Annotated in this window: 9 protein-coding genes; 8 read left to right on the top strand and 1 reads right to left on the bottom strand. The window is 63.9% G+C overall.

All coding sequences use genetic code 11. The annotated features are described in order from the left end of the window. The first annotated feature begins 245 nt into the window (after positions 1–245). The 4 genes from SO180_RS14895 (at position 246) to SO180_RS14880 (ending at position 6,748) form a co-directional block, all read left to right on the top strand. Positions 246–1,628 carry an ethanolamine ammonia-lyase subunit EutB gene (locus tag SO180_RS14895; RefSeq protein WP_449379632.1) on the top strand — a complete coding sequence of 461 codons (1,383 nt, stop codon included), beginning with the start codon at positions 246–248 and terminating at the stop codon, positions 1,626–1,628. A 173-nt stretch (positions 1,629–1,801) separates the two neighbouring features. Continuing rightward, positions 1,802–3,388, top strand: coding sequence for a B12-binding domain-containing radical SAM protein (locus SO180_RS14890; protein ID WP_449379580.1), 1,587 nt, complete (start codon positions 1,802–1,804; stop codon positions 3,386–3,388). Between the two features lie 6 nt (positions 3,389–3,394). Then, a complete protein-coding gene (eutC, locus tag SO180_RS14885; protein WP_449379579.1) occupies positions 3,395–4,177 on the top strand; it encodes an ethanolamine ammonia-lyase subunit EutC in 783 nt (260 codons plus the stop codon). A 204-nt stretch (positions 4,178–4,381) separates the two neighbouring features. Beyond that, entirely contained in the window at positions 4,382–6,748 is a 2,367-nt protein-coding gene (locus SO180_RS14880; RefSeq protein WP_449379578.1) for an efflux RND transporter permease subunit, read from the top strand. Positions 6,749–7,053: 305 nt separating this feature from the next. Here the strand turns inward: SO180_RS14880 and SO180_RS14875 are convergent, their stop codons facing one another. After that, positions 7,054–7,551, bottom strand: coding sequence for a hypothetical protein (locus SO180_RS14875; RefSeq protein ID WP_027528199.1), 498 nt, complete (start codon positions 7,549–7,551; stop codon positions 7,054–7,056). A 460-nt stretch (positions 7,552–8,011) separates the two neighbouring features. On the opposite strand from SO180_RS14875, the gene SO180_RS14870 reads away from it, so the two are divergent. From SO180_RS14870 to hpnE, 4 genes are all read left to right on the top strand, one after another. Next, positions 8,012–8,254 (top strand): hypothetical protein, encoded by a 243-nt coding sequence (locus SO180_RS14870; RefSeq protein WP_027528198.1) that lies wholly within the window; start codon positions 8,012–8,014, stop codon positions 8,252–8,254. 182 nt (positions 8,255–8,436) lie between these two features. Next, a complete protein-coding gene (gene hpnC, locus SO180_RS14865) occupies positions 8,437–9,321 on the top strand; it encodes a squalene synthase HpnC (protein WP_449379577.1) in 885 nt (294 codons plus the stop codon). After that, positions 9,311–10,150 (top strand): presqualene diphosphate synthase HpnD, encoded by an 840-nt coding sequence (hpnD, locus tag SO180_RS14860; protein WP_449379576.1) that lies wholly within the window; start codon positions 9,311–9,313, stop codon positions 10,148–10,150. The genes hpnC and hpnD overlap by 11 nt, the downstream gene beginning before the upstream one ends. Beyond that, positions 10,150–11,406, top strand: coding sequence for a hydroxysqualene dehydroxylase HpnE (gene hpnE / locus SO180_RS14855; RefSeq protein WP_449379575.1), 1,257 nt, complete (start codon positions 10,150–10,152; stop codon positions 11,404–11,406). Before hpnD ends, hpnE begins: the two co-directional genes overlap by 1 nt. The last annotated feature ends 34 nt before the right edge of the window (positions 11,407–11,440 follow it).

The following is an 11,440-nucleotide window of genomic DNA, read 5'->3' as shown; positions in this document are numbered from 1 at the left end:
ACAAAACTATGCAGAATGAAGGTGGACGCAGCGTTAACGCGCAAGGGTTGCACCTCAGACCTTGGTCGTAGAAAATATAAGGAATATCAGTCTCTTGCCGGAGTCGTCGATTTTCGGCAAGGCGCCTTCCGGGATTGGCATGCCATGCTGCAAAGATCGGCATGCACCAATGCCGCCGGGCTCGTACACCTTGGGGCAAGATGGATCCTGCGTCGGCCATTGGCCGACTGACGCCGGAGGAGCTTTTGGTCTACCGCCACACCATCGATGCGACGAGCTATGTCTTCGCTGATCTGCGTGACCTGCTGGCCAAGGCGACCCCGCCGCGCTCCGGTGACCGGCTGGCCGGGATCGCGGCTGCCAGCGCCGAAGAGATGATCGCGGCGCGGATGGCGCTTGCCGACGTTCCGCTGAGCCAATTCCTACGGGAGGCCGTGATCCCCTATGAGGCCGACGAGGTCACGCGCCTCGTCATCGACACCCACGATGCAAAGGCCTTCGCGCCGGTGGCCGCGCTCACCGTTGGCGGTTTCCGCGACTGGCTGCTGTCCGACGCCGCGACGACGGAAGGTTTGCGAAAGCTGGCCCACGGCATCACGCCGGAGATGGCGGCCGCGGTGTCGAAGCTCATGCGTAACCAGGACCTGATCCTGGCGGCGCGCAAATGCGAGGTGATCACATCGTTCCGCAACACCATCGGCCTGAAGGGGCGGATGAGCACACGCCTCCAGCCCAACCATCCCTTCGACGACGCCAAGGGCATCACGGCCTCGATCCTCGACGGCATCCTGCTCGGCGCGGGCGATGCCTGCATCGGCATCAACCCGGCGAGCGACGACCCTGCGACCATCGGCCAGTTGCTGCGGCTGCTGGACGAGATCATCGCGCGGCTGAACGTCCCGACCCAGGGCTGCGTGCTCACCCATGTGACGACGACGTTGTCGCTGATCGGGCAGGGCGTACCGGTCGACCTGGTGTTCCAGTCGGTCGCCGGGACTGAGGCTGCCAACCGCAGCTTCGGTATCGATCTCGCTTTGCTCCGGGAAGCGAACGAGGCAGGGCTGTCACTGAGGCGCGGCACAGTCGGGCAGAACGTGATGTATTTCGAGACTGGCCAGGGCTCGGCGTTGTCGGCCAATGCCCATCACGGCGTCGACCAGCAGACCTGCGAGGCGCGCGCCTATGCGGTCGCCCGCGCGTATCGCCCTCTGCTGGTCAACAGCGTGGTCGGCTTCATTGGTCCGGAATATCTCTATGACGGCAAGGAGATCATCCGCGCTGGGCTGGAGGATCATTTCTGCGGCAAGCTGCTCGGCCTGCCGCTCGGGGTCGACATCTGCTACACCAACCATGCCGAGGCGGACCAGGACGACATGGACAATCTCCTGACGCTGCTCGCTGCCGCCGGCGTCACCTTCATCATGGGGGTGCCGGGCGCCGACGACGTCATGCTGAACTACCAGTCGACCTCCTTCCATGACGCGCTCTATGTCCGCGACGTCTTCGGCCTGCACCGCGCGCCGGAATTCGACGATTGGCTGGCGAAGAGCGGGATTGCGGGTGCCGATTTCCGGCTTGCTCGCGATGCGGGGCTGCTACCCGATTTTGCCTCGCGGTTGATCGCCTGAGCCGGCCCAAATTTCGCATGGTCACAGACAATCGGCATGAACCGAGGAAACCATTGGTGCGTCTCATGAATTAGGCCCATGCCACAATATTGAGGAATTTCGGGCCCAGCGTTACGTTATGTGTCTTGATGTCTATTCTGCACGGTTTGTAGGAAGTCGTTGGGGGAAGCTCGATGCGCGCTGAAAGCAACGGAACGATCCGGCATATTCTCTGTGTCTTCCCGCGTTACACCTCGTCCTTCGGTACATTCGAACATGCCTATCCCCTGACCGACGGCGTCAGGGCCTTCATGCCGCCGCAGGGGCTATTGCTCATCTCCGCTTATCTGCCCAGGGAATGGCAGGTGAAGTTCGTCGACGAGAACCTGCGTCCGACGACGGAGGAAGAGTTCGAATGGGCGGAAGCGGTCTTCGTCAGCGGCATGCACATCCAGCGCCAGCAGATGAACGATATCTGCCGCCGCGCCCATGAGCACGATTTGCCCGTCGCGCTCGGCGGCCCCTCGGTCAGCGCCTGCCCGGATTACTATCCGTCTTTCGACTATCTCCATGTCGGCGAGCTCGGCGATGCCACCAATGAGCTGATCGCGATCTTGTCGCGCGAGACCGCGCGCCCGGCGCAGCAGGTGGTGCTGACGACCAACGATCGCGTCCCGATGACGGAATTTCCGATCCCCGCCTACGAGCTTGCGGAGGTGAAGAAGTATTTCCTCGGCAGCATCCAGTATTCCAGCGGCTGTCCCTATCAGTGCGAGTTCTGCGACATCCCCGGCCTCTATGGCCGCAATCCGCGCATCAAGACGCCGCAGCAGATCATCGCCGAGCTCGACCGCCTGCGCGAATGCGGCATGACCGACACGGTCTATTTCGTCGACGACAATTTCATCGGCAACCGCAAGGCGGCGATGGACCTGCTGCCGCACCTGATCGAGTGGCAGAAGAAGACCGGCTACGTGATGCGGCTCGCCTGCGAGGCGACGCTCAACATCGCCAAGCGCCCCGAGATCCTCGAGAAGATGCGCGAGGCCTATTTCATCACCATCTTCTGCGGCATCGAAACGCCCGATCCCGATGCGCTGCACGCGATGCAGAAGGACCACAACATGATGGTCCCGATCCTGGAGGGCGTGCGCACCATCAACTCCTACGGGATGGAAGTGGTGTCCGGCATCATCATGGGGCTCGACACCGACAAGCCGAATACGTCGGATGCGCTGCTTTCCTTTGTCGATGAATCCCGCATCCCGCTGCTCACCATCAATCTGCTTCAGGCGCTGCCCAAGACGCCGCTGTGGGACCGGCTCGAGCGCGAGGGCCGATTGATCAACGACGAGGGCCGCGATTCCAACGTCAACTTCCTGTTGCCTTATGATGATGTCGTGGCGTCCTGGAAGTTCTGCATGGAGCGGGCCTACGCGCCCGAGAAGGTCTATGCGCGCTATCAGCACCAGTGCGACTACACCTATGCCAACCGCCTCAGGGTGCCGGTGCCTGCGGAGATGAAGACCTGGCCCAATATCAGGCGCGGTCTCGTCATGCTGCGCAACATCTTCTGGAAGGTCGGCGTGCTCGGCGACTACAAACGCGTATTCTGGAAGTTTGCGCTGGGCCGGATCAGGCGCGGCGATCTCGAAGGCCTGATCGGCTGCACCATGATCGCGCATCATCTCATCACCTTCGCGCGCGCGGCATCGAGCGGCCAGCAGAACGCGTCGAACTACTCGCTGCGGCTGCGCGAGGCATCCGTTCCCGCCGAATGACGCGACATGTCTAGCCCATCCGTCCCGAACCGCCCGACCCTGGACCTGCGGACGCTAACACCCGCGCGTGTGGCGCTCGGGCGCAGTGGGGCGAGCCTGCCGACCAAGCCGCTGCTCGACTTCACGCTCGATCACGCGCGCGCCCGCGACGCCGTGCATGCCGTCTTCGACGTCGAGCGGATGATCGCGGAGCTAGCCGAGTTCGGCGTTCCCATCCTTGCGACGAGGAGCCGCGCCGCCGATCGCGGCGACTATCTGCGGCGTCCGGACCTCGGACGCCAGCTCGATCCGACCTGCGCCGAGCATCTCGCGGTGCGCGCCGCGGACCGCGGCCGGATTGCGATCGTGATCGGCGATGGATTGTCGCCAACGGCGGTGCATGCGCACGCGGTTGGGTTGTTGCGCGCGCTGCTGCCGGCCCTCGCCGATGCGCCGCCTGTCGCGGTCGGCCACATCATTGTCGCCTCAGGCACCCGTGTCGCGCTGGGCGACGAGATCGGCGCCATTCTCGGTGCATCCATGGTCGTGATGCTGATTGGCGAGCGACCGGGATTGTCGGCTCCTGACAGCCTCGGGGCTTACCTGACCTTTGCGCCCAAGCCTGGCCGTAGCGATGCCGAGCGCAATTGCGTCTCCAACATCCATCAGGCTGGGCTCAGTTATGGCGAGGCGGCCTTCAAGATCGCCTGGCTGGTCCGCGCAGGCCTGTCGCGGGGCGTGACCGGCGTGGCGCTGAAGGACGAGAGTGGCGATCCCCCGGCGCGAATCGGCGCAGCGCTGCCGGAATGAGCCATCAAGAGCCGAAATTGCCGCATCTTGATCGATTTTGTTGCCCAGCGTGTGCTTGCGAGGGGCCGTGCCGACCTGCTAAACCCCTCGCGGCGATTTCCCGCGCATTTTCAAAGGGCAAGCCTCCCATCTGTATGGCGTTTCAGGCCGATATGCGGGACGCATAAGCTCACCGACCGAGCCGATTTAGGAACTGGACAAGGCATGCTCGAAAAGCACAGCGAGAGTGAGGTTCATGTCGACAAGGTCGAGCAGGGACCTTCGTCCTCCATCGCTTTTGGACTCGAACGCATCGGACTGATCGCCGTCCGCGCGCCGGTCCTGTCCTGCCTGATCCTCATCGCACTGATCGTCGGGGCCGTCTTCGGCATCGAGCGGATCAAGATCGACGATTCGCTGTCGCAGCTGTTCCGGTCCAACAGCCGCGAATTCCACCAGTACGAGGAAGTGACCAAGAAGTTCCCGGCCGAGGAGTTCGACGTCCTCGTGGTCATCGAGGGCAAGAACCTACTGGCGCGCGAGAATCTCATGAAGCTGCGCGACTTCATCACCGACATGCAGCTCGTCGAAGGCACGCGTGGCCTCGTTTCGCTGTTCTCCGCGCGCCAGGCGCCGGCGCCAGGCAAGCTGCCCGCCGCGCTGTTCCCGGCCGAGCTGCCCGAAGGCGCCGCCTACGACAAGTTCATCGAGACCGTCAAAAGCAACGAGATCATCCGCGGCAAGCTGTTGTCGGAGGACGGCACCCTCGCGCTGGTCGTGCTCTCCCTCGATCCGGAGGTGGTTGCCTCGAGCAAGCTCGGCAAGGTCGTCGGCGACATCCGCGCGCTGATGAAGGAGGATCTCGGCGACACCGGGCTCAGCGTGCAGCTCTCCGGCGTGCCGGTGATGCAGCTCGAGATCCGCAACGCGGTCGAGCGCGACGGCTTGACCTACAACATCCTCGGCATTCTCGCCGGCTGCATCATCGCCATCATCTTCTTCCGAAAAATCTCCTTCATGGTGGTGGCGGCGTTCCCGCCGATGATCGCGATCCTCCTGGCGCTGGGCGCGCTCGGCTGGGCCAACTTCAATCTCAACATGTTCCTGAACGTGATGACGCCGCTCATCATGGTCATCAGCTTCTCGGACTCGATGCAGCTCACCTTCGCCGCGCGCGACCGGTTGATCGCAGGGCAGGACAAGTTCACCGCGTTCAAGAATGCGGTGCTGGTGGTCGGACCTGCCTGCGTGCTGACGCACGGCACCGCCGGCATTTCCTTTATCGCGCTGCAATTCTCCGACTCCGACCTGATCCGCAAATTCGGCGAGGCGGGATTGGCTGCGACCATCATCGCGCTGGTTACGGTGCTGTCGCTGGTGCCGGTGTTCGGCGTTCTGTTCGTGCGCAACGAAAAGATCTTTGCCGTCAAATTCCAGAGCGCGGACGCCGGCGTGCAGGCGCTGCGCAACTTCTGCTACTGGATCGCGGTGCGCATGGTGGGTCGGCCCGGACTGTTCAGCCTGATCGCGGTGCTGTTCGTAGCGAGCCTCGGCGTCATCTACGCCAACCTCCAGCCACGCTACCGCCTTGCCGATCAGGTGCCGGACAAGCGCCAGGCCGTGGCCGCCAGCAACCGGCTCGACGCCAAGCTGACCGGCGCCAATCCCGTCAACGTCCTGATCACGTTCCCCAAGGGTGAAACGCTCTATTCGGCAGAGACGCTGGAAACCATTGCCGACGTGCACGCGACCGTGGAGAAGGCGGCCGGCGTCGGTAACGTCTGGTCGCTGGAGACGCTGCGCCGCTGGCTGTCGGAAAAGGCGGGCAGCTCGGACGTCGCGACGCTGAAGGAATATGTGAACGTCATTCCCGAGCATCTGGTGCGACGGTTCATCGATGCCGAGCAGGACGCAGTCGTGGTCGCAGGCCGCGTGCCGGACAAGGATTCCAGTCAGCTCCTGCCTATCGTCGACAAGCTCGACCAGGAGCTCGATGCCGTCCGCAAGAAGCATCCCGGCTACGAGGTCGCGGTGACCGGCCTTGCGGCTATCGCCGCGCGCAACTCGGCCAGCATGATCGAGAAGCTGAACCGCGGGCTCACCGTCGAGTTCGCGCTCGTCGCGATCTTCATTGGCCTCGCCTTCCGCTCCTGGGTGGTGATGTTCGCCTGCATCCTGCCGGGCATCTTCCCGGTGGTGATGTCGGGAACGGTGCTGTGGGCGATGGGCGAGGGGCTGCAATTCGCCAGCGTCGTGGCGCTGACCGTCTCGTTCGGCCTGGGCCTTTCCGCGACCATCCACTTCCTCAATCGCCTGCGGCTGGAGAGCAAGCCCGGGGTCTCCTCGGCGCTTGCGGTGGAGCGCGCCACCGTGCTGGTCGGCCCCGCGCTGATCTTGACCACCGTGGTGCTCGCCTGCGGTCTCGTCGTCACCGTATTCTCCGATCTGCCGTCGCTGCGGCTATTCGGTTGGCTCAGCGCGTTCTCGATGGTGGCAGCGCTGGTCGCCGACCTCTTCATCCTGCGCCCGACGGCGATGTGGCTGATCAACCTGCACGAGAAGATTCACGGGGCTGACAAACGCGCGATCTGAGCCGGAGCGGCTCGCGCCGCCTCTTGCTCACGCCTCGATACGGACGATCCCGTACGGATTGGAATTTGAAGTCGTCCTCACGGTACCGCGTCTCGTGCGAGACCGTGAGTTTGCGCGCTAGAAGCGTCGCCTCGATGCCGCGGTGGTAGCCGACCGTCTCGTCGTAGTGCTTGCCGCTAAGTGGGCGCTTGGTTGAGCAGGGGTTCTGCGAATGGGTCCATGTTGAAGAATTCATGTCATGAAAAACCCCCGGCTCGCGAGAACCAGGGGCCATATTGTCTGCTCGTCGGGTGAGGCGAAGCGCTTCAGCTCTTCACCATGGTGATGTTGACGCCGCGGATCTCGCCCTTGGAGCTGATCTGCACCGTCTGCTTGTTGCCGTTGGTGCGCAGCGTCAGGTTGGCGGCAAAACCGTTGGCCTCGACGAACACGTCGATCTGGCCGCCGCCGGCGGTGCCCTGCAGATTGCCGAAGATGTTGCGGCTGGCTTCGCTCCAATTGCCCGAAATGCGGTCGCCCTGGCTCGTCACGTCGCTGGTGAGGTCGAACTTGTAGCTGTCGCTGGCGCAGTGCAGCGCCTGCTTCAGGCCGAGACCGCTGGCCGCGACCTTGTAGTCCGCCTTGCAGCGGATGCGCTCGGTGGAGCCGTCGGACAGCGCCACCGTGCCGGTGCCCGACCACGCGCCGTCGAAGCCAGCAAAGGGGCCGGACGACTGAGCGTGGCTCGCCGAAACCGAGAACAGCAGCGCGGCGCCAATGCCTGCCGCCTTGATCGCGAGTCCAGACCGTCCAAAGAATTTCATGTTCGAATATCCCGTTTTCTGAATGACGTTCGCTCCTAATAGAACGTCTCGCCGCATCGAAGGTTTAGTGTCCCCATCCGCTGGCAGGTTCAAACCATAACCACCCGAGGTGTCAGAACGGCGAACCCTTGCGGCTGCTTTTTCGCTGTTCCGCGCGCGGTTTCACTTGTGTCTTTTCGACGCCGTTGCAAGGGTTTGCGATGCATGTCTGCAACAGGTCCATGGCAAAACACCGCCTGCCTAAATAATCTCATAGTATCAATCTGTTACATCTGCCAATGAAAGCCGTGCGAAGGCGCGATGTGGTGGATTCGGTGCCAATTTGGCCGCATTTGCCAGTGCTTGTGCTGTCTCCACTGCTGCGCGCTCCGCGGCAACGCCATCAGAACAATCCGTTCCGGTCGTCCGCCCTGTGCTGTCCGGGAACGGAGAGATTCTGCCGTCAGAATGAAGGACTACAATGCGTAAATATCTCCTCGCTCTCACCCTGCTGTCGGCATCCCTTTCGACCGCGGCGTTCGCCCAGCAGCCCCAGCAGGGGCGCGGCACGGCCGAAGAGCAGAAGGCCTGCACGCGCGACGTGCAGAAGTTCTGCCGTCCGGTCATCGATCAGGGCGATTTCACGATTCTGGCCTGCCTGAAGGAGAATCGGGCCAAGATCTCGCAGGCTTGCGATCAGGTCCTGAAGACCCACAACCAATAAGCTTTCGCGTGGCCCGTGGAGCGTTCACGGGCCCGCCTTTGCGGCGACCTCGATTCGCGAGGGCAGGGGACCCCGCGAGACAGGTTGGTTTTGCGGGCATATTCCCCTATATGGGGGCCGCGACGGCTTGGCCGGGCGCCTAAAAAAGCCTTCCTGTTCAGACGATTGTTAACCAGTCCTCGATGACCACTGCGAGCGAATTGCGATCCGGCAAGGGTGACCGCGACGAGAATTTTCCCGTCGCGTCGTGGATCATTCATCCGCGTCACCGCGCGCTGATCCTCGCCTTCTACAATTTCGTTCGCACCGCCGACGACATCGCCGACCATGCGACGTTGCCGGCTGAAGAGAAGCTCGCCTATCTCGACCTGCTCGAGGCCGAGCTCAACGGCAACGGCAACTCGCAGGCCGAGGCCGTCAATCTCCGCCGAGCGCTGGCCGAGCGCGGCATGCCGCCGCGCCATGCGCTCGACGTGCTGATCGCGTTCCGCATGGACGTGACGAAGCTGCGCTACGAGACCTGGGATGAGGTCATCCACTATTGCCGCTACTCGGCGATGCCGGTCGGCCGCTTCATGCTCGACGTGCACGGCGAGGCGACCTCGACCTGGGTTGCTTCGGATGCACTCTGCGCCGCCTTGCAGATCAATAATCACCTCCAGGATTGCGGCAAGGACTTTCGCGCGCTCAACCGCGTCTACCTGCCGCGCGATGCGCTGGCCGCAAGCGGCGCGTCGGTCGAGCAGCTCGGCGGCGATCATTCGCCGCCGCAGATGCTGGCCTGTCTCCAGGCGCTCGCCGCGCGCAACGAAGAGCTCCTGAACGAGAGCAAGTCTCTTTCCGCCGAGGTGCGGGACTTCCGCCTCGGCCTCGATATCTCGGTGATCCAGGCCTATGCCGACCGCATCGTGCGCCTGCTCAAGGTGCGCGATCCCCTGCGCGAACGCGTGCATCTGAACAAGGCCGAGCTCCTCACCTTCAGCCTCGCCGGCATCGCCGGCGAAATCGGTCGTCGCGCCTTCGGGCGCAAGCCAATCTCCAATCCGGGGCCGGCCCATGACGCTTGAGGCGACCTCGCCCGGCGCCAATTATGGCTCGACCGCATCCGGCAGCTCATTCTACGCTGCGATGCGGATCCTGCCGCGCCACCAGCGCGAGGCGATGTTCCAGATCTACAGCTTCTGCCGCCAGGTCGACGACATCGCCGATTCCAACGGTCCGCGCGATGAGCGCCTCGCCGCGCTCCAGGAATGGCGCAACGACATCGATGCGCTCTATCAGGGCCACCCGCCGCCACGGCTCGCCGACTACGTCGCCTCGGTGAAGACCTTCGGATTGAAGCGGGAGGATTTCCTCGCCATCGTCGATGGCATGGAGATGGACGTGCCGCAGGACATCCGCGCGCCTGACATGGCGATCCTCGATCTCTACTGCGATCGCGTCGCGAGTGCCGTGGGACGCCTGTCGGTGCGGGTGTTCGGCATGCCCGAAGAGGATGGCATCCTGCTCGCCCATCATCTGGGCCGCGCGCTCCAGCTCACCAACATCCTGCGTGACATCGACGAGGACGCTGGCCTCGGCCGGCTCTATCTGCCGCGCGAGGGCTTGCTGCATGCCGGCATCACCTCCAGCGATCCGCAGCGCGTGATCGCAGAACGCGCGCTGCCGAAGGTCTGCCTGCCGCTCGCCCAGCGCGCGCAGGCGCATTTCGAGAAGTCGGATGAGATCATGGCGCGCAACAAGCGCCGCGCGGTGCGTGCGCCACGGATCATGTCGAAATATTATCACGCCATTCTGGACCTCTTGCTGGAACGCGGCTTTGCCGCGCCCCGCGCGCCCGTGCGCGTGTCCAAGGCCGCACGTATCGCCATCCTTCTCCGCTACGCTTTTTTCTGATGCAAAAGACAGCTCACATCATCGGTGCCGGCATTTCCGGCCTCTCAGCCGCGGTGCGGCTCGCCAATGCCGGCTTCCAGGTCGCCGTGCACGAGGCGACGCAGCAGGCCGGCGGTCGCTGCCGCTCCTATTTCGACGGCGCGACCAATCTCGTCATCGACAACGGCAACCATCTCCTGTTGTCGGGCAACCGCCACGCGCTCGCCTATGCACGCTCGATCGGCACCGAGGCGGGGCTGGTGGGCCCGGCGCGCGCGCAGTTTCCCTTCGTTGATCTGAAGACGGGGCAGCGCTGGCAGCTCGATCTCGGCGACAGCCGTCTGCCGGGCTGGGTATTCGACGAGAGCCGTCGTGTCCCCGACACCGGACTGACCGACTATCTCAAGCTCGCGCCGCTGATCTGGGCGTCGGAGGAGACGCTGGTCGGCAAGTCGATCCCCTGCGAGGGCGTGCTGTATCAGCGTCTGGTGCAGCCGCTGTTGCTCGCGGCGCTCAACGTCGATCCGCCCGAGGGTTCGGCGGGCCTTGCTGGCGCGATCGTGCGGGAGACGCTGCTCGCCGGCGGCCAGGCCTGCCGGCCGCTGATTGCGCGCGACGGCTTAAGCGCGGTGCTGATCGAGCCCGCGGTGAAGTTCCTGGCCGAGCGCGGCCATTCCGTGCAGCTCGGCCATGAGCTGCGCTCATACGCGACCACGGACGGCAAGGTCAGCGCGCTCAATTTCGGCGGCGAGGATGTCGTCGCGATCGGGCCCGACGATATGATCGTGATGGCGGTGCCGCCGCGTGCCGCCGCCTCGTTGCTGCCCGGCTTGAAGACGCCGACGCAATTCCGCGCCATCGTGAATGCGCATTTCCGCTTTGAGCCGCCGCCGGGCTCGGCCCCCATCCTGGGCGTGATCGGCGGTGTCGTCGAATGGCTGTTCGCCTTCCCGAACCGGTTGTCAGTCACCATCAGCAATGGCGATCGGCTGGTCGAGATGCCGCGCGAAGAACTCGCGCAGACGATCTGGAACGAGGTCTGCGACGCGGGCGGCGTTGCCGGCGAATTGCCCCCTTGGCAGATCGTGCGCGAGCGCCGCGCCACTTTTGCCGCCACGCCCGAGCAGAATGCCTTGCGTCCCGGGCCGGTCACCGCGCTGAAAAACCTGTTTCTTGCGGGCGACTGGACTGCTACGGGATTGCCAGCAACCATTGAGGGATCGGTCCGGTCCGGCGATCGCGCCGCCGATTTGGTCCTGGCCGCACGGCGGACCTGACGGGCTTTGGTCCCGGTCAATTATCCCAGCAACT

It is taken from the genome of Bradyrhizobium sp. UFLA05-112, assembly GCF_053572325.1.
This window is presented reverse-complemented; position numbering and strand designations above follow the sequence as displayed.